This is a genomic window from Nocardioides okcheonensis (assembly GCF_020991065.1).
Classification (GTDB): domain Bacteria; phylum Actinomycetota; class Actinomycetes; order Propionibacteriales; family Nocardioidaceae; genus Nocardioides; species Nocardioides okcheonensis.
Genome location: NZ_CP087710.1, coordinates 1,496,905 through 1,514,803, shown reverse-complemented (window position 1 = coordinate 1,514,803; position 17,899 = coordinate 1,496,905). Strand labels below are relative to the sequence as shown.

At 73.6% G+C, this 17,899-nt stretch carries 18 protein-coding genes and 3 tRNA genes; 11 read left to right on the top strand and 10 right to left on the bottom strand.

Going from position 1 to position 17,899, the window contains the following annotated elements; genetic code table 11:
- Nucleotides 1-10: 10 nt before the first annotated feature.
- Nucleotides 11-83 (bottom strand) — tRNA-Lys (locus LN652_RS07200).
- Nucleotides 84-138: 55 nt separating this feature from the next.
- Nucleotides 139-1,707 (bottom strand): phytoene desaturase family protein, encoded by a 1,569-nt coding sequence (locus LN652_RS07195; RefSeq protein WP_230443991.1) that lies wholly within the window; start codon nt 1,705-1,707, stop codon nt 139-141.
- 198 nt (nt 1,708-1,905) lie between these two features.
- Between LN652_RS07195 and LN652_RS07190 the strand changes: the two genes are divergently transcribed.
- The 3 genes from LN652_RS07190 (at nt 1,906) to LN652_RS07180 (ending at nt 4,581) form a co-directional block, all read left to right on the top strand.
- Entirely contained in the window at nt 1,906-2,805 is a 900-nt protein-coding gene (locus LN652_RS07190; RefSeq protein ID WP_230443990.1) for a universal stress protein, read from the top strand.
- A gap of 106 nt (nt 2,806-2,911) precedes the next feature.
- Nucleotides 2,912-4,021 carry an FUSC family protein gene (locus LN652_RS07185; RefSeq protein WP_230443989.1) on the top strand — a complete coding sequence of 370 codons (1,110 nt, stop codon included), beginning with the start codon at nt 2,912-2,914 and terminating at the stop codon, nt 4,019-4,021.
- Nucleotides 4,022-4,080: 59 nt separating this feature from the next.
- Complete coding sequence (locus tag LN652_RS07180; RefSeq protein WP_230443988.1) at nt 4,081-4,581, top strand: hypothetical protein; 501 nt, start codon at nt 4,081-4,083, stop codon at nt 4,579-4,581.
- A gap of 57 nt (nt 4,582-4,638) precedes the next feature.
- On the opposite strand, the gene LN652_RS07175 is transcribed toward LN652_RS07180, so the two are convergent.
- Both LN652_RS07175 and orn read right to left on the bottom strand, forming a co-directional pair.
- Nucleotides 4,639-4,714: transfer RNA gene (locus LN652_RS07175), tRNA-His, on the bottom strand.
- A gap of 47 nt (nt 4,715-4,761) precedes the next feature.
- Nucleotides 4,762-5,373 carry an oligoribonuclease gene (gene orn / locus LN652_RS07170; protein WP_230444701.1) on the bottom strand — a complete coding sequence of 204 codons (612 nt, stop codon included), beginning with the start codon at nt 5,371-5,373 and terminating at the stop codon, nt 4,762-4,764.
- Between the two features lie 130 nt (nt 5,374-5,503).
- On the opposite strand from orn, the gene LN652_RS07165 reads away from it, so the two are divergent.
- The 3 genes from LN652_RS07165 (at nt 5,504) to LN652_RS07155 (ending at nt 7,852) form a co-directional block, all read left to right on the top strand.
- Nucleotides 5,504-6,016, top strand: coding sequence for a MauE/DoxX family redox-associated membrane protein (locus LN652_RS07165; protein WP_230443987.1), 513 nt, complete (start codon nt 5,504-5,506; stop codon nt 6,014-6,016).
- Nucleotides 5,997-6,758 carry a DsbA family protein gene (locus tag LN652_RS07160; protein ID WP_230443986.1) on the top strand — a complete coding sequence of 254 codons (762 nt, stop codon included), beginning with the start codon at nt 5,997-5,999 and terminating at the stop codon, nt 6,756-6,758. Before LN652_RS07165 ends, LN652_RS07160 begins: the two co-directional genes overlap by 20 nt.
- A gap of 77 nt (nt 6,759-6,835) precedes the next feature.
- A complete protein-coding gene (locus LN652_RS07155; RefSeq protein WP_230443985.1) occupies nt 6,836-7,852 on the top strand; it encodes an adenosine deaminase in 1,017 nt (338 codons plus the stop codon).
- A 94-nt stretch (nt 7,853-7,946) separates the two neighbouring features.
- Here the strand turns inward: LN652_RS07155 and LN652_RS07150 are convergent.
- Nucleotides 7,947-8,022, bottom strand: a tRNA-Arg gene (locus LN652_RS07150).
- Between the two features lie 83 nt (nt 8,023-8,105).
- Between LN652_RS07150 and LN652_RS07145 the strand changes: the two genes are divergently transcribed.
- Complete coding sequence (locus tag LN652_RS07145; protein WP_230443984.1) at nt 8,106-9,032, top strand: hypothetical protein; 927 nt, start codon at nt 8,106-8,108, stop codon at nt 9,030-9,032.
- Between the two features lie 36 nt (nt 9,033-9,068).
- Here the strand turns inward: LN652_RS07145 and LN652_RS07140 are convergent, their stop codons facing one another.
- The 3 genes from LN652_RS07140 to LN652_RS22020 all read right to left on the bottom strand — a co-directional run bounded on the left by LN652_RS07140 (nt 9,069) and on the right by LN652_RS22020 (nt 12,520).
- The gene (locus LN652_RS07140; RefSeq protein ID WP_230443983.1) at nt 9,069-10,478 is read right to left on the bottom strand and encodes a DNRLRE domain-containing protein; all 1,410 of its coding nucleotides are present in this window, start codon (nt 10,476-10,478) and stop codon (nt 9,069-9,071) included.
- 468 nt (nt 10,479-10,946) lie between these two features.
- Complete coding sequence (locus LN652_RS07135) at nt 10,947-12,344, bottom strand: dicarboxylate/amino acid:cation symporter (protein ID WP_230443982.1); 1,398 nt, start codon at nt 12,342-12,344, stop codon at nt 10,947-10,949.
- 62 nt (nt 12,345-12,406) lie between these two features.
- Nucleotides 12,407-12,520 (bottom strand): putative leader peptide, encoded by a 114-nt coding sequence (locus LN652_RS22020; RefSeq protein ID WP_329958469.1) that lies wholly within the window; start codon nt 12,518-12,520, stop codon nt 12,407-12,409.
- Nucleotides 12,521-12,601: 81 nt separating this feature from the next.
- On the opposite strand from LN652_RS22020, the gene LN652_RS07130 reads away from it, so the two are divergent.
- The 4 genes from LN652_RS07130 to LN652_RS07115 are packed head-to-tail and all read left to right on the top strand — an operon-like array spanning nt 12,602 to nt 15,223.
- Nucleotides 12,602-13,264 carry a hypothetical protein gene (locus tag LN652_RS07130; RefSeq protein ID WP_230443981.1) on the top strand — a complete coding sequence of 221 codons (663 nt, stop codon included), beginning with the start codon at nt 12,602-12,604 and terminating at the stop codon, nt 13,262-13,264.
- A gap of 35 nt (nt 13,265-13,299) precedes the next feature.
- Nucleotides 13,300-13,905 carry a hypothetical protein gene (locus tag LN652_RS07125; RefSeq protein ID WP_230443980.1) on the top strand — a complete coding sequence of 202 codons (606 nt, stop codon included), beginning with the start codon at nt 13,300-13,302 and terminating at the stop codon, nt 13,903-13,905.
- Nucleotides 13,906-13,934: 29 nt separating this feature from the next.
- Complete coding sequence (locus LN652_RS07120; RefSeq protein ID WP_230443979.1) at nt 13,935-14,552, top strand: hypothetical protein; 618 nt, start codon at nt 13,935-13,937, stop codon at nt 14,550-14,552.
- A 35-nt stretch (nt 14,553-14,587) separates the two neighbouring features.
- On the top strand, nt 14,588-15,223 hold the full coding sequence (locus LN652_RS07115) for a hypothetical protein (protein WP_230443978.1): 636 nt from the start codon (nt 14,588-14,590) through the stop codon (nt 15,221-15,223).
- A 14-nt stretch (nt 15,224-15,237) separates the two neighbouring features.
- Here the strand turns inward: LN652_RS07115 and LN652_RS07110 are convergent, their stop codons facing one another.
- Nucleotides 15,238-16,401 (bottom strand): methyltransferase domain-containing protein, encoded by a 1,164-nt coding sequence (locus tag LN652_RS07110; RefSeq protein WP_230443977.1) that lies wholly within the window; start codon nt 16,399-16,401, stop codon nt 15,238-15,240.
- Entirely contained in the window at nt 16,394-17,809 is a 1,416-nt protein-coding gene (locus LN652_RS07105; RefSeq protein ID WP_230443976.1) for an aminopeptidase P family protein, read from the bottom strand. The genes LN652_RS07110 and LN652_RS07105 overlap by 8 nt, the downstream gene beginning before the upstream one ends.
- Nucleotides 17,810-17,899: the final 90 nt, after the last annotated feature.

Here is a 17,899-nt window from a genome sequence, read left to right as displayed (position 1 = left end):
TCGGCTTCTGTACGCCATCAGGGACTCGAACCCCGAACCCGCTGATTAAGAGTCAGCTGCTCTGCCAATTGAGCTAATGGCGCGTGCGGTGAAGCGAGTAGAACTCTACCGCGTCACCTCCGACAGGCGAAATCGAGGTCACAGCTCGGCCAGGACCGCCTGCGCCGCGTTGTGGCCACCGAGCCCGGACACCGCGCCACCGCGGCGCGCACCGGAGCCGCAGACCAGCACGGAGTCGTGCTCGGTCTGCACGCCCCACTGCTGGGCGGGGGTGTCGAGGCGGGCCCGGTTGGGCGCCCACGGCCACTCGAGGTCGCCGTGGAAGATGTGGCCGCCGGGCATCGCGAGGTCGCGCTCGACGTCCTGGGGGACCTTGGCCTCGATGCAGGGACGGCCCTCGGCGTCGGTCGCCAGGCAGCCCTCGACCGGCTCGGCGAGCACGGCGTCGAGGGAGGCGATCGCGCGCTCGACCGCGCGGTCCTTCGCGGACGGGTCGGCGTCGAAGAGACCGGCCGGCGTGTGCAGCCCGAAGTAGGTGAGCGTGTGGGCCGCCCCGGCCCGGTCGCCGAGGATCGAGGGGTCGGTGAGGCTGTGGCAGTAGACCTCGCCCGGCATCGGGTCGGGCACCTCGCCGCTCGCCGCGGCGTCGTAGGCCCGCTCGAGCTGCGTGTAGTCCTCGGCGAGGTGCAGCGTGCCCGCGAAGGCCACCTCGGGGTCCGCGCCGGAGCGGAGCGCGGGCAGCCGGTCGAGCAGGAAGTTGATCTTCAGCTGCGAGCCCGACGGCTTGGTCTCGGGGTCCTCGCCCTCGCCGAGCAGGATCCGCAGCACCCACGGCGCCACGCCGGACAGGACCCGTCGCCCGGTCACCGAGCGCTCCCGGGACCCGTCGTGGAAGCGCACCTCGGCGCCGTCGGCACCCGGCACGATCGCGCTCACGCCCGCGCCGGTGACGATCTCCGCCCCGGCCTCGACGGCCGCGCGGGCGAGCGCGTCGGTGACGGCACCCATGCCGCCTACCGGCACCCGCCACTCGCCCGTCCCGTTGCCGATCAGGTGGTAGAGGAAGCAGCGGTTCTGCACCAGGGACGGGTCGTCGAGGGAGGCGAACGTCCCGATCAGCGCGTCGGTGGCGACGACCCCGCGGACCGTGTCGTCGGCGAAGCGCGCGGTGATCGCGCGCCCCAGCGGCTCGGCGACGACCTCCGACCAGATGCGCTCGTCGACCAGCGCGCGGACGTCGCGCTCGAGGGGGAGCGGCTGCATGAGCGTGGGGGAGACGGCCTCGGCGAGCCGGCCGACCTCGGCGTAGAACGCCTGCCACGCGGCGTACTCGTCGTCGCCGCCGGTCAGGTCGCGGAAGGACGCGCGCGTGGCCTCGCCCTCGGGGCGCTCGACCAGCAGGCCGCCGGAGCGGTCGCCGCGCACCCACGGGGTGTACGACGCGGTGGTCCGCGAGGCGAGCCGGACGTCGAGGCCCAGGTCGGCCATCAGCTGCTCGGGCATCAGGCTGACCAGGTAGGAGTAGCGCGACAGGCGGGCCGGCTGGCCGGCGAAGGGCTCCACCGAGACGGCGGCGCCCCCGGTGCGGTCGAGCCGCTCGAGCACGACGACGCTGAGCCCGGCGCGCGCGAGATAGGCCGCGCTCACCAGGGCGTTGTGCCCGCCGCCGACCACGACGACGTCATAGCTGCTGCTGCCGGGAGTCATCCGGACAAGGTAGACCCTGGCCCGGTGCCGGGGGCCGCCCGGCGCGCCACCGCGGGCCGAGGGCTGCGGCTGCGGGCCGGCATCAGGGGTCGCTCGGCGCGCCACCCCGGGCCGTTGGTCCCTATGGCGTACGTCACGCCGGGGCGCAGCGTTGGCGCCGAGGCCCCACACGGGGGGCACCACAGCCAGGAGGCCGTCATGATCGAGCAAGCCGTCCACGAGCCGTTCCCCGCGGCCCCTCCCGTCGTCGTCGGCGTCGGCACCGAGACGGTCGACGCGGCCCTGAGGTACGCCGTCGACGAGGCGTTGCGGGCCGGGTGCGCCCTGCACCTCGTGCACGTGGTCCCGGTCGTGCCGCTGGGGTCGGAGTCCGCCCTCGCGTCGGCCGAGGAGCTCGACAAGATCGGGGCCGAGACCCTCGCCCTGGCGGCCGAGCGCGCCGAGGAGCTGGCGGACGGCTGCCTGGCCGTCGTCGAGGAGCTGCGCCGCGGGTCCGTCGTCAGCGGCCTGGTCGCCGCGGCGCGCTCGGCCCGGATGGTCGTGCTCGAGCACGGGCACCCGGTCGCCGACGGACGCCCCGTCACCCGGACGGTCGCCGGAGGCGTGGCGGCCCAGACGCTGGCTCCCGTCGTGGCGGTCCCGAGCGGGTGGGTGGCCGCGGACGCCGAGCAGGTCGTGGTCGCCGGGGTCGACGCCCCGATCCGGGCCGGCGAGGTGCTGCGCGCCGCGGTCGCCCGCGCGCGCGAGCTCCGGGCGGGGCTGCGGGTGATCCACGCGTGGTCGCTGCCCGAGCCCTACGAGAGCCTGCACGCCGACACCGCGGAGGACCGGCGGTGGGGGCAGCGTGCACGGGCCGAGATCCGGGCCGCCCTGGAGGAGATCGCCGACGGTGGGCCGTCGGTGCCCGCCGACGTCCTGGCCCACCGCGGCCGCGAGATCGACGCGCTGCTCGCGGCCAGCGAGGGTGCCGCGCTGCTGGTGATCGGTCGTCACGACCCGGTCGTGCCGGTCGGGTCGCACATCGGCCCGGTGGCCCGGGAGGTGCTGCGCCAGGCGACCTGCCCGGTGCTGCTCGCCGCGCCCCGCGGCCGGCGCTGAGGCCCGCCCCCGGGGCCGTCGTCCCTCGAGGGTGGCCCGGCCTCGAGGGGTGGTCCGGCCTCGAGGGGTGGTCCGGGCGGGGCGGGACGCCCGTAGGGTCGACCGGGTGTGGCAGGACATGAGGACCCGGATCGACGACCGCCTCGGTGACCCGATCTGGTGGAACGAGGTGCTCCAGCTCGCCAAGACGGTGCTGGCCGCCGTCATCGCGTGGGTGGTGGCGGACAGCCTCCTCGACCTGCCGCAGCCGTTCCTCGCGCCGTGGGCCGCGCTCCTGGTGGTGCACGCCACCGTCTACCGCACCTTCTCCCGCGGCGCCCAGCAGGTCGCGGCGACGTTCGTCGCCGTGCTCCTCGCGACCGGGGTGGGCGAGGCGTTCGGGCTCACCACCGCGTCGATCGCCCTGCTGCTGGTCGTCGCGCTGGTCCTGGGCGCCCTCCCGTGGCTGGGCATCGAGGCCACCACGATCGCGACGACCGGTCTGGTGGTGCTGACCACCGGCTTCGAGGACGACGTGGTGCTGGTCTCGCGCCTCGTCGACACGGCCATCGGCGTCGCGGTCGGACTGGCCGTCAACGTCCTGGTCTGGCCGCCGCTGCGCCGGAGCACCGCCGTGGAGGCGATGGACCGCATCGACGACGCGATCGGCGAGCTGCTCGTCGACATCGCCGGTGGCCTCGGCGACGGGTGCCAGGACGAGGACGTGCGGGCCTGGATCGATCGCACCCGCGACCTCGACGGCGACCTCGACCGGGCCTGGGGGCTGGTGCGCCAGGCGCAGGAGAGCGCCCGGATGAACCCCCGCCGCTCGGCCCGGTCGTTGCGCGACCCGCAGGAGTGGCACGGGCTGCTGCGCCGGATGGAGCAGGCGGTGGCCGAGGCCCGGAGCCTGGCCCGCACGCTCGGCGGCCAGAGCGCCCACCGCGAGACGTGGGGCCCGCAGTTCGCCGACGCGTGGATCGAGATGCTGGCCGACGCCGGTCGCGCGGCGAGCGCGGCGGACCCGGAGGCCATGGACGACGTACGCCGTCGGCTCACGACGTTGAGCGACGACCTGCGGGCCACGGAGCGGTCGGCGGAGTGGCCCGTCTACGGCGCGCTGATCATCAACCTGCGCAACATCGTCGACGCGATGTCACAGGTCGCCGCGGCCAACCCCCTGGGCGGCAACCGGCTGCCGCTGCGGCTGCCGTCGAGGGCCGTCCGGGCCGAGTGACGCCCCGGCCGGCGGCGCTGTCGGCGGCGCTGTCGGTGGCCGTCGGCACGATCGACCGCATGGGATGGATCGGCGAGCGGGTGCGGGACGTGGGCGTGCGGGACGCCTACGCCGAGGTCGAGGGCCTGGCGTCGTGGTCGGACTGGGTGCCGCTCGCCGACGCGGCCGTGGGCGCGCCGCGCGAGCCGGGTGTGTACCTCTTCCGCGAGCCCGCGACGCAGCGGATCGTGCACGCGGCCGTGGCGGGGGAGCGGGCCGGGACCGGGGTGGTCCCGGGGTTGCGCGGGCGGCTGGCGGGGTTCCGGAGGCCGGCCGGGGCGCTCGGCGGGTTCGGCGAGGCCGCGCTCGACCGTGCGCTGGCCGATCCGGCGTGGGTGGAGGGCCAGCTCGACCGGCTGCGCCGCGACGGGCCGCGACGCGCGCGGGACTGGGCGGTCGACGCCGTGGCGCGGCTCGCCCCCGAGGTGTCGTGGGCGGTCCGCCCGGAGCGGGCCGACGCGGTGCACCTCGAGCAGCGCGTGCTGCTGGTGCTGGCCCCGTGCGACCTCTGGGTCCGCTGAGGGGGGTGGAGACGGACCGAGCCCCCGACCTGGTCCAGGTCGGGGGCTCGGTCTGCTTGGGGTGAGTAACGGGACTTGAACCCGCGACATCCGCCACCACAAGGCGGCGCTCTACCAGCTGAGCTATACCCACCATGTCTGCTCGCCGTGTCAGCGAGGACGACGAGAAGTGTAGGGCACTCAGTGCGTGGAGTCGGAATCGGCACCCGTGTCGGGCCCGAGGCCGGTCAGGGTGCCGCCGTGGCGGGCGGCGATGTCGCGCGCGCGGGCGCTGTCCGGGCCGGGGTGCGGGACGAAGACGGCCTCGCGGTAGTAGCGCAGCTCCTCGATGCTCTCCTGGATGTCGGCCAGGGCGCGGTGGTTCCCGCGCTTGGTGGGCGCGGCGAAGTAGGCGCGCGGGTACCAGCGACGCGAGAGCTCCTTGATCGAGGAGACGTCGACGATGCGGTAGTGGAGGAACGACTCGAGGTCGGGCATGTCGCGGGCCAGGAACGCGCGGTCCGTGGCCACCGTGTTGCCGGCGAGCGGCGGGCGGCTGCCGTCGGGGCAGTGCTCCTTGATGTAGGCCAGCACCTGCTCCTCGGCGTCCGCCAGGGTGGTGCCGCCGTCGAGCTCCTCGAGCAGCCCGGACTTCTCGTGCATGTCACGGACGAACTCGACCATCTGGTCGAGCGCCTCCTGCGACGGCTTGACGACGATGTCGACGCCCTCGCCGAGCACGTTCAGCTCGAAGTCGGTGACGAGGGCCGCCACCTCGATCAGCGCGTCCGCACCGAGGTCGAGGCCGGTCATCTCGCAGTCGATCCACACCAGTCTGTCGTTCACGACCGGCCACCCTACCGAGCCGCCGGGACGGCGCACCCGCGGCGGTCCGTGCGGCTCTCTCAGGCACGACTCAGGCTCGTCTCCTAGGGTCGTGACCGTGAAGGACTGGATCGGCCTCCTCGCGCGGCTCGTCACCGGGAGCGTGTGGATCGTCGCGGGGGTGCTCAAGCTCCCCGACCCCAGTGAGAGCGTGCGCGCCGTGCGGGCCTACGACCTGCTCCCGGAGGCGGTGGTCCCGACCGTCGGGCACCTGCTCCCGGTGCTGGAGGTCGTCGTCGGGCTGCTGCTGGTGCTCGGCGTGCTGACCCGGCCGGTCGCCGTGGTGTCGTCGCTGCTCTTCGTCGCCTTCATCGTCGGCATCTCCTCCGCCTGGGCCCGCGGGCTGCAGATCGACTGCGGCTGCTTCGGCGGTGGTGGCTACGACGCCGACGCCACGTCCACGTACCCCTGGGAGATCGCCCGCGACGCGGGGCTTCTGGCCCTGTCTGCCTGGCTGGTCGTCAGGCCACGCTCGCGTTGGGCGCTCGACCCTGTGCTGTTCGGCAGCAGCCACACCACCGACTCTGCCGAGACGAACGAGAGGAACCCGCATGTCGAAGAACACGCCTGAGCGGCGCGAGGCCCGCAAGCAGAGGGCAGCCGAGGCGTTGCGCCAGAAGCAGGCCGAGGAGCGCCGCCGCCGGCTCGTGACGATCGGCGCGGTGGTGGCGGCCGTGGTGGTGATCGTCGGTGGCCTGACCTGGTGGCAGAGCACCCGCGACACGACCGGAGAGGCCGCGGACGTCGTGCCCTCCGTCGCGGCCGGCGCGGAGGCCGACGGCACCCCCGGCGAGATCGACGGCTACGGCATCGTCATCGGCCAGGCGGACGCCCCGACCACCGTGACCATCTACGAGGACCTCCAGTGCCCCGCGTGCGCCAACCTCGAGGCCCAGCTCGGTGAGCCGCTCGCCGCTGCGGTCGACGCCGGCGACGTGCGCCTGGACTACCGGATGATCTCGTTCCTCGACCGCGCCTCCACCAACGAGTACTCCTCGCGTGCGCTCAACGCGGCGCTCGCGGTGCTCGACACCGCCGGCGTCGACGCGTTCCGGGCCTTCCACGACGACCTCTACGCCAACCAGCCCGAGGAGGGCGGTCCGGGCTTCGAGGACGACGAGCTGATCGACCGCGCCGTCGCGGCCGGCGCGACCGAGTCCGAGATCCGCCCGCAGGTCGAGGACAAGGTCTACGAGCAGTGGATCGAGAACGCCACCGACGAGATGTCCCAGGCCGGCTACAACAGCACGCCGACGATCCTCATCGACGGCGAGGACGCCGACGCCCAGCAGCTCGCCGAGCTGCTCCAGTAGGCCGCTCCGGCGGCCCGGTCCGGACCGGGCCGCCGGGAATTGGTCCGGCCGAGCGTGGCGCTGCCACACTCGGCCGGATGAGCCTCCAGAACTTCGTCGCCGGCCTGCCCAAGGCCGAGCTGCACGTGCACCACGTGGGGTCCGCCTCCCCGCGGATCGTCTCCGAGCTCGCCGCCCGGCACCCCGACGCGGGGGTGCCGAGCGACCTGGAGGGGCTCCGCGAGTTCTTCACCTTCCGCGACTTCGCCCACTTCGTGGAGGTCTACCTCTCGGTGGTCGACCTGATCCGCACGCCGGAGGACATCCGGCTGCTGACCTACGAGGTCGCCCGCGAGATGGCCGAGGGCCAGAACCTGCGCTACGCCGAGCTGACCTGCACGCCGTACACGTCGGTCATCCGCGGGATCCCGATCCAGGCCTACACGGAGGCCATCGAGGACGCCCGCGTGGCGGCCGAGCGCGACTTCGGCCTCGTCCTCCGCTGGATCTACGACATCCCGGGAGAGTCCGGGCTGCCCGCCGCCGACGCGACGCTGGAGTACGCCCTGCAGCACCGCACCGACGCCCTGGTCGGCTTCGGGCTCGGGGGCCCGGAGATCGGCGTCCCGCGCCCGCAGTTCCAGCCGCACTTCGAGGCCGCCCGCGCGGCGGGCCTGCACTCGGTGCCGCACGCGGGTGAGACGACCGGCCCCGAGACCGTGTGGGACTCGCTGCGCCTGCTCGGCGCCGAGCGGATCGGGCACGGCACGTCGAGCGCCCAGGACCCGGACCTGCTCGCGCACCTCGCCGACACCGGCGTCGTGCTCGAGGTCTGCCCGACCTCCAACGTCGCCACCCGCGCGGTCGACCGGATCGAGGAGCACCCGCTGCGCGCGTTCGTCGAGGCGGGCGTCACGGTGACGATCAACTCCGACGACCCGCCCATGTTCGCCACGACGCTCAACCACGACTACGAGGTGGCCGCGGGCCTGCTCGGCCTCGACGAGCGCGGCGTGGCGGACCTGGCCAAGGTCGCGGTCACCGCGTCCTACGCCCCCGACGACGTCAAGGCACGGGTCACCGCCGAGATCGACGCCTACGCCGCCGGCGCCTGAGAAGCGTTCGGCCCCGTCACCTCATACGTGGCGGGGCCTGGCACGATCTTCGCGGGTGGGGCCGGCTCGCTCGGGGAGGCCGGACGGCGTGTCGTGGCGCCCCCGGCAGGACTCGAACCTGCAACCCACGGATTAGAAGGCCGTTGCGCTATCCGTTGCGCCACGGGGGCCTGCGGCCAGTATCCCAGCCGCGCACCGACACGCGGCACGGTCCCCAGGGTGCGGCCGGCGCCCGACGGGCAGGATGTGCCGCGTGAGCGACCACGGATCCGCGCCCCCACCCGGTGTCACCGTGCTCGACGGCGGGGGAGCGCCCGACGTGCGCACCGTGCTGGGCCGGGTACGCACGGTGGTGTCCGGCCTGCTCGGGCTCGGGGCGGCGCTCGGGATCGCGGCGTCGGCGGTCGTCGCCCTGTCGGTCCAGCACGCCTTCGACGACGAGCACCCGTGGGCGTGGGCGAGCGTGGTGCTCACGGTCCCGCAGGTCCGCGAGGAGATCGCCGACGAGGTCCTGGGCGACCTCGAGGAGGAGTCCGCCGTCCCGTTCTCGCCGGCCGAGCGGGCCGGGCTGCAGCGCTCGCTCGAGGACGTGCTGGGGTCCACCGGACTGCGCCGGGAGCTGGCGGACCTGGCGGTCGTCGACGGCCGCGTCGACGGCGACCGCGTCATCGACGCGGCCGTCCGCGGGCTGGAGGACCGTGCCGCCAGCGGGTCGCCCCGCGAGCGAGAGGTCCTGACGCAGTACGCCGCGAGCCTGCGCGAGGCGACCGAGCGGGAGGGCACGGTGGCGGACGTCGAGGACGAGGGGACCGCGCTGCGCGACGTGCGCGGCTTCGGGCGGCTCGTGGCCGGCCTGCTGCTGGTGCCCGCCGCGGTGTGTGGCGCGATCGCGCTGGCGGTCGCCAGGCGTCGTGGCGTGACCGCGGTGGCGATGGTGTCGGGCGGGCTGGTGCTGGCGGCGGTGCTGCTGTCGCCGGGGCGCTTCGTGCTCGACCACCTCGGCGGGCCGCTGGCGCTCCCCGGTGCGGTGCTGTCCGCGCTCGGTGCGCTGGTGGGCGCCGGCTGGCTGTGGACGCTCGTGCTGCTGGCGCTCGTCCCGCCCGCCGTGTGGTGGGCGGTGCGCTCGGTGCGCGGTGCCGGGAACGCCGACGAGGGCGCCGGGCCCCACTGGGTGCCCTGACGCCCTCGTCGGTGTCAGTCGGTCAGGCCTGCGCGCTCATCGGCGAGCGCGGGGGTCTGCCTTGGTGCGCTGGAAGGCGGTGATCCGGTCGCCGACCAGCGGCGAGTAGGCACCGGCGGTGCTGTTCCAGGCGAGGCCGAACCACAGCTCGGGCGTCGACAGGATCGACTCGCCGGCCTCGGCCACGGCCTGCGCGGTGTGGCCGTTGTACTCACCGAGCCCGAGGGGCTTGTTCGGGTGGCCGACCGAGTCCATCCACGAGGCGAGCAGCGGGACGGCGCGGGCCGGCAGCAGGTCGCCGGGCGCTGCGGCGGTGCCGTTCTGGTACGAGTCCACCGCGACGAACTCCCACTTGTTGAGCAGCGTGGCGTCGGTGAAGGCGGCGAAGTCGCTGACCCGACGGTCGAGCAGCCAGCCGTTCAGGATCGGGCCCACCGCGATCGACGGCGCGTCGACCAGGTTGAAGAACTTCAGGCTGGCGGCGCGGAACACGGCCGGGTCCATGTCGCCGTTGGGCTCGTGCCAGAAGGTCGCGGTCACGGGGGCGCCGAGGCCGGTGAGCTGCGAGCGCAGCGTGGACAGCCAGGTGTCGTAGGAGCCGTTGGCCAGGGCGGCCGGGTCCGGCACCTTGTAGGAGATGACCGGCATCATGCCGTCGGCGATGGTCTCGCGGATCAGCGGCAGCTGGCTGGAGCCGCTGGCCGAGAGGTCGGCGAAGATGCGGCGGGCGGTCACGCCCTGCGCGCCGACCTCCTGGATCCGCTGCGCCCACAGGTTGGTCGGGGCGCTCATGCCGATGACCTTCGGCATCACCGGCGTGGCCGGCGGGAAGGAGGTCGGGTTCGGCGTCGGGGTGGGCGTCGGCGTCGGGGTGGGCCTGCTGGCCGTGCTCACCCGGAGCTCCGGGCGGGACGAGGCCGTGCGGGCCTCGCTCGAGGAGAAGGTGAGCGCCTTCCTGGCCGAGGTCTCGATGCGCACGCTCAGCACCTCGCCGGGCGTCAGCTTGGACGCGTCGAGCGCGATCGACTCGACGGTCCCGGCGGCGAGCGCACCGGAGGTGCCGAGCCTGACGGTGGTCGAGGGACGCGAGGACCAGGTGACGTTGCCCTCGGTCCAGCCGTTGCCGGCACGGACGACGGTGACCCCGGTGGAGGAGTCCACGGTCGGCCGGAGCCGCAGGGTGACGGAGTCCAGCGTCTCGCCGGCGGCGACGTCGGGGACGGTGAACTTGAGGAACGCCTGCTGGGTGCGGTTGGTCCGGCCGTCGACCGTCAGGGTCGAGCTCGAGCCGAAGTTGGTGCCGGGCTGCGCGGAGCTGACGGAGGAGTCGACCGTCGCAGTCGTGTCGGTGGTGGTGGCGCCGGCGGGCGAGGAAGCGATCGCGACGCCTGCCAGGCCGGTGACGAAGACCAGCGCGGACGCCGTTCTCGTGATCGTGTGTGACATTGTTCTGAGCTTTCCTGTGGGGGGTGCTGGCCGTGCGGGGGTTCACGGCCAGGTGCACCTCACGCCGGGGTTCGTCCGACGTCGGGGCGCGCGGTCCCGTCGGACGACGCAGCGTCCGGGAGACCGAGACCTCCGGAGGGCCCGAGACGCTCCGGAGGAACGGACGGCGTCGGCGTCACCCGGGTGAGGGGAGCTCGGTCGCGTCCGTTGTGGAGTTGTTCGCGATCAAGGATCACAGTGGTCTCATCGGCCGTACTGCGACGTACCTTCGATCTTTCTTGACGGTAACTTGATGAAAGATCGATGTACCAATCGGCGCGAATCGGGGCCGAACGGCCCTGGACGGAAGCGGCGCCGATGTGCATCGGGGCCCCGGGACGCGACGAACGGCCGGGCGCTGGGAGCGCCCGGCCGTCCGGGTGGGGTGGTGCGGCGGTGTGGCTCAGCCGCGGAGGGGGTGTCGCCGGGTCAGGCGGCGGCTCCCGCGGGCTCGCGGTCCGCGGCCGGCTCGGCCTCCTCGCGCCACGGCGTACGACCCCGCGGGGCGTCGTAGGTCTCGCGGTCGAGGATGCCCTCGCGCTTCGCGACGATCGTCGGGACCAGGGCCTGGCCGGTCACGTTGACCGCGGTGCGGCCCATGTCGAGGATCGGGTCGATCGCCAGCAGCAGGCCGACGCCCTCGAGCGGGAGGCCCAGCGTGGACAGGGTGAGCGTCAGCATCACGGTCGCGCCGGTGACGCCGGCGGTGGCCGCCGAGCCGATGACCGACACGAAGGCGATCAGCACGTAGTCGGTGACGGAGAGGTCCAGCCCGAAGAACTGGGCGACGAAGATCGCGGAGATCGCCGGGTAGATCGAGGCGCAGCCGTCCATCTTGGTCGTCGCACCCAGCGGCACGGCGAACGAGGCGTAGGACCGGGGGACGCCGAGGTTGCGCTCGGTCACGCTCTGGGTGAGCGGCATGGTGCCGACCGAGGAGCGGGAGACGAAGGCCAGCGACATGGCCGGCCACGCGCCGGAGAAGAACTGGCGCACCGAGAGCCCGTTGAGCTTGAGCAGCGCCGGGTAGACCCCCAGCAGCACGATCGCCAGGCCGGCGTAGATCGCGACCGTGAAGGTGCCGAGCGAGCCCAGCGCGTCCCAGCCGTAGCTGGCCACGGCGTTGCCGAGCAGGCCGACGGTCGCGATCGGGGCGAGCAGGATGATCCACCACAGCACCTTCTGGACCACGGCGAGCGCGGAGCGGACGAAGGCGAGGAACGGGTCGGCCGCCTCGCCGACCTTGAGGGTGGCGATGCCGACGGCGATCGCGACCACGAGGATCTGCAGCACGTTGAAGGAGAAGCCGACGCTGCCGTCACCGTTGTCGTAGCCCTCGAGGCCGAGCACGTTGGCCGGGACCAGGCCGGTGAGGAAGTCGAGCCACGAGCCGCTCGACGACGGCGCGGACGCGGCGTCCGACGTCACGCTGGTGTGGTCGCCCGGCTGGAGGACCAGGCCGAGCGCGATGCCGATCGTCACCGCGATCAGGGCGGTGATGGCGAACCACGAGAGCGTCTTCCAGGCCAGGCGGGCGGCGTTCGTGACCTCGCGCAGGTTCGCGATCGAGGCGACGATCGCGAGGAACACCAGCGGCGGGACGACCGCGCGCAGCAGCGTGACGAACGTGCCGCCGACGGTGCTGAGCGTCTCGGTCAGCCAGTTCGGGTCGACCTCGCCGGTCGCGGAGTCGACGCCGTCCGCGCCCATCGAGCGCGCGACGAGGCCGAGGACCACGCCGAGCACCAGGCCGGTCAGGACCTGGACGCCGAACGACGGGAGCCGGAGGCGCGAGCGCTTTGCCGGCGCCTCAACTGAAGTATTCATACTGAAAAGATAACCTTTCGGAGCGGCACCTCGACCACGCGGGTGCCGAGGACGCAACGGGGTCAGTCGGCGGTCGGGCGACGACACAGCGCGCTGCCGGTGCGCACGAGGTCCACCGCGCGGCGCTGCGTCAGCAGGTCGCCGACGGTCGCGGGGGCGGACTCGGAAAGGTGCACGACAGGCCCAACCGACCCGTCCGGCCGCTGATTCCGTGGTTCGCCTCACACGTCAGGAGCGGCCTGACTAGGGTTCCGCCCATGTCACTGCGACCCGTCGCGCGGCTCGTCGCCGCCCTCGTCCCTGCCCTCCTCCTCCTGCCCGCAGTCGCCCACGCCGAGACCGTGACGGTCGAGGACGGCGCCGGCGACGCTCGGGCGCTCAACTTCGGCTCCGACCTCGGCGGGTTCCTGTTCGGCGAGAGCAGCGAGGAGGAGCAGCCGCTGTTCCTCCACGCGCCGGCCGAGGTGGCCACCGACGTCGTCCGCACCACCGTGCAGCACGCGAGGCGCATCACGGTCACGACGCAGTTCCGTGACCTGGTCGACACGATGGACCACTCGCTGGACATGCTCGTGGTCACGCCCGACGGTCGCTTCTCCCTCCTGGCCGACAAGGGACCGGACGGGACCGGCTACGGGCTGCTCATGCCTCCGCGGTTCTCCGGGGAGGGCAAGCGTCCGCGCTTCTGCCGCACCGTGCGCGTGCGCTACGACTACGTCGCCGACACGGTCACGGCCTCGTTCCCCGCCGCGTGTGTCGGGGACCCGCGCTGGATCCAGCTCGGCTCCTATGCCACGAGGCTGCAGGTCACTCCCCTCGGTGACGGATCGGTCAACGTCGCCGGCTGGGTCGACGACGCCTTCCGCGCCCACGTCAGCGAGCGCAGCCGCGGCAAGAGCCCGCGCGTGCACCGCGGCTGACGAGACCGACCCCTCCGACCGGAACAGGAACCGACATGTCCTCCCTCCGTCGCGCGCGCGTCGTCGCCGCGCTCGTACCCGCCGTCCTCCTGCTCGCCGCTCCGGCGCACGCCGAGAAGGTGGTGACCGACGACGCCGTGGGAGACGTGCAGCAGGCCGACCTGTTCGCCGACGACCTCGAGTTCCTCCCCGCCCCCGACGAGGGGTCCACCGACATCGTGCGCACGGTCGCCGCGTACGGGACGACCCGCGTGGCGGTCACGGTCCACTTCCGAGACCTGCTCAACACGCGGTACCAGGAGACCATCGTCGAGCTTCGCACCCCGCGCGACGCCTTCTACGTGGTCGCCTCGAAGGAGCCCGGATCGCGGGTCCGGACCCTGATGGCGCACCGTCGGGGCGAAGACGCCTACTGCCGTGGGCTGCGCGTCCGCTTCGACGGTGGCGCCGACACGGTCTCGCTCTCGATCCCCGCCGCGTGCCTCGACGACCCGCGCTGGGTGCAGCTCGGCGTCGCGGCGGCCGGTTTCGCGCTGTTCCCGCAGGAGGCCACCACCGCTCCGTTCTACGGCGACGACGGCCACCGCGGGACGATCCGCGACACGAGCCTGGGCAAGGGCCCGCGTATCCACCGCGGCTGACCGACGACGCACGCACGACTGGAGACCCGATGACCCGCCACCTCGGCCGCACCCTGCTGCCCCTCCTGCTGTCCGCCGTCCTCCTGCTCGCCGCCCCGGCCCACGCCGAGCGTGCAGCGGTCGACGACGTCGCCGGTGACGTCGTGGCGTTCCCCGGCTATGCCGGGCCGTCCGACAGCGAGCTCGTCGTCCCGGCACCGGACCAGACGACCGTCGACGTCCTGGGGACCGTGGTCGTCCACCGTCGCAGCGCCGTCTCCGTGACGGTGTCGGTCCGTGACCTGGACCGCACGGACCTCTCCCAGCAGCTGCTCGCACGGATTCGCACCCCGCGGACCTCGTGGATGCTGATGGCCGAGCGCGCCAACGGCCAGGTGGTCTCCCGGCTGGAGGGCCGGCGCTCGGCGCCCGCCTGCCCGGGCCTGCGGACCACGTTCGACGGGCCCACGGACGTGATCGTCCTCCGCGTGCCCACCCGGTGCATCGGCGACCCGGCATGGGTGCAGGTCGGGCTCGCCCTGGTCGCGCTCGACGTCGTGCACGACCCGGCCACCGGGGACAGCCCGACGGCCCACGTCGACGTGGCCGGCACCGACGGCTACTCCGACCGTCCCCTCGTCCTCGGGCCGCGCGTGCACCGCGGCTGAACCCCACCATCCCGCCCCTAGATCGGACCTCACTCGTGCCCTCCTCCGCACCCGCGCGCCTGCTCGGCGCACTCCTGTCCGCCGGGCTGCTCGTCGCCGTCGCCGGCCCGGCCGCCCACGCGGAGCGGGAGGTGGTGCGCGACGCGTCCCGCGACGCGGTCTCCTTCGACCTGGAGGCGTCGGACGCCACCGGCCAGGAGGTCGTCGTGCCGGCCCGCGGCGACGCCACGACCGACATCACACGCGTCGTGGTCGACCACCGCGCCGACGCGCTCCGGGTGGTCGTCCACGTGCGGTCGCTGCGTGACGCGCACATCGACCGGACGTTTGTGGCGCTGCGTTCGAAGCAGCGGCTCTGGGGCGTCATGGTGGGACGCTCCGGTCGCGAGACCTTCACGAGCCTCACCCGCGGACACCGTGAGACGCCGCGCCAGTGCGGGGGACTGATCTCCGAGGTCAACCCGGCCGCCGACCGCCTGACGATCACCGTCCCCACCGTGTGCATCGAGGACCCCCGGTGGGTCCGCGTCGGCGTCGCCCGGCTGACCGGCCGGGTCCCCGGTGGGTCCGGCACGGAGGACGACCTCGTGCTGGCGTGGGACGAGGCGGGCGTGACCGGCTACGAGGACGACAGCGTCGAGGTCCGCGGCCCGAAGGTCCACCGCGGCTGAGCGCAGGTCGCGACTCAGCGCGCGAGCAGCACCATCACCTCGTAGTGGGTGGTGTGCGGGAACATGTCGAGCACCCGCGCCTCGACGGGCCGCAGCGACGGCATCAGCGCGAGGTCGCGGGCGAGCGACTCGGCGTTGCACGACGAGTAGACGACGTGGCGCACACCCGACGTCTCGAGCCAGCCAGCGAGGTCCGCGCCGATCCCGCGCCGCGGCGGGTTGACCACGACCAGGTCCGGTGCGCCCGGCTGGGCGAGCGCCCAGGCCGTCGCGTCGGCGGCGACGAAGCGGGCGGCCACGCCGAGCCCGGCAGCCGTCGCGCCTGCGGCGGCGATCGCGTCGGGGGAGACCTCCACGCCGAGCACGTCGCGCCCCGGCGCCGCGAGGTGCAGCGCGAAGCCGCCCACCCCGCAGTAGAGGTCCCACGCGGAACGCACCTCGTCGAGCGCGCCGACCCACGTGCGCGCCTGCTCGTAGAGCGCCTCGGCCACCCTCGTGTTGGTCTGGAAGAACGACCGCGGCCCCAGCCGCAGGGTGACGCCGGTGGCGAGGCGCATCGGCAGCGTCGCCTCGTCGGTGAGCACGACCTCGCGCTCTCCCTCCAGCACCGCCTTGTGCTCGGGCTGGACGTTGATCGTCGCGACCCGTAGCGCCGGCAGGGTCTCGTGCAGGGCGGGCAGCCGCGACCGCACGCGGGCCTCCAGCGCCGTCGACCGCATCACCAGCCGCAGCATCAGCTCGTCGTCGGGTGACTCGGTCAGCAGCACGTGCTTGAGCTCGCCGGCCCGCGCGCGTACGTCGTAGGGCGTGAGGCCGGCCTCGCCGACCCAGCCGGAGACCCGGTCGAGGGCCGCGCGCAGCCCGGGGGAGTGCAGGCCGCAGTCGCGCAGGTCGATCCCCGCGAGGCCGCGGTCGAGGATCCCGAGGGTCGGCACCGCGACGGTGCCGCCGACGACCATCTTCGCCTTGTTGCGGAACCCGGCGTCAGCGCCGGCGACCGTCGGCAGCCACACGGGCGCGTCGACGAGCGAGCGGGCGTGCGCCTCCTTGTCGGCGACCTGTCGCACGCGCGGCACCTCGAGGAGCGTGCAGGAGCGGCACCGCCCGGCGTCGAAGTGGTGGCAGCGCAGGTCGCCGCCCTCGACGGTGAGGCTGGACGCCGGCGACGCGTCAGGCACCGATGCGGGACCCCATCCACTCCTCGACGTCGGCGGACGTGCGCGGGAGCGAGGCCGAGAGGTTCCGGTGGCCGTCGGCGGTGACGAGGATGTCGTCCTCGATCCGGATGCCGATGCCGCGGAGCTCCTCGGGGACGAGCAGGTCGTCCTCCTGGAAGTACAGACCGGGCTCGACGGTCAGCACCATGCCCTCGGCGAGGTCGCCCTTGGGGTAGATGTCGACCGACGTGCGACCACAGTCGTGGACGTCCATGCCGAGCATGTGCGAGGTGCCGTGCAGGGTCCAGCGGGCGTAGACCTTCGACTCAGGGTCGAGCGCCTCCTGCGCGGAGACCGGCAGCAGGCCGAGGTCCTCGAGGCCGTGGGCCAGCACCTCCATCGCGGCGTTGTGGGCGGCGAGGAACGCGGCGCCGGGACGCACGGCCTGGATCCCCGCTTCCTGCGCCTGCTGGACCAGGTCGTAGAGGTCGCGCTGCAGCGGGGTGAACCGGCCGTCGACCGGGAGGGTGCGGGTGACGTCGGCGGTGTAGAGGTTGCGGCCCTCGACGCCCATGTCGAGCAGGACCAGCTTGCCGGGCTCGATCGGCCCGGTGTTGTCGATCCAGTGCAGCGTGGTCGCGTGCGACCCGCCGGCGCAGATCGAGTCGTAGCCGATGTCGTTGCCCATCGCACGGGCGCGACGGAAGAAGGTGCCCTCGATCCAGCGCTCGCCGAACTCCCGCACGCGGTCCCACTCGCGCACGGAGTCCTCGAAGCCGAGCGCGGTGATGTCGCACGCCTCTTGAAGCTCGCCGACCTCCCACTCGTCCTTGACCAGGCGCAGCTCGTCGGCCACCCGCGCGAGGTCCTCGTCGCGGGTCAGGTCGCGGGTCTTGCGGTCGTCGTCGAAGGACGGGAGGTCCTTGACGTGGCGCACCTCGATGCCGAGGGAGTCCGAGATCTCCTGGGCCGACGGCCGGCGGCCGGCCCACAGCTCGCCGTACTGCCGGTCGCGGAAGAACTCGTCGGTGTCGCGCTCGGAGCGGGGCCGGGCGTAGAGGACCGCCTCGCCGTCGTCGAGCACCAGCACCGCGTCGGAGGTCTGGTTGCCGGTGAAGTAGGTGTGGGCGGTGTCGGGGCGGAAGCGGTAGTCGGTGTCGTTGGAGCGCACCTTGAAGGTCCCGGCGGGCAGCACCAGGCGCTCGCCCGGGAACGCCTCGGCCAGCTTGGCGCGCCGCGCCGCTGCGCGGTCGGCGACCGGGTGGCGGGGCAGGTCGAGGTCGCGGTTGCCCCAGCCCTCGCGCATGAAGGCGGCGTAGGCCGCGGGCACCGCCGGGTCGTGCGACTCGGTCTTCGGCTGGGCGTCCTCGGTGCCCTCGGGGGCTCCGGCGGCGGTCTCGGCAGGGGTCTCGGCAGTCGGCTCGCTCACGCGGTCACTCTACGACGGTGGTCGACCGGCCGCCTGTGCGAGCGGCCTCGTTCACCGACCGTACGGTGCCGGTTCATCCGTCACGTGTGG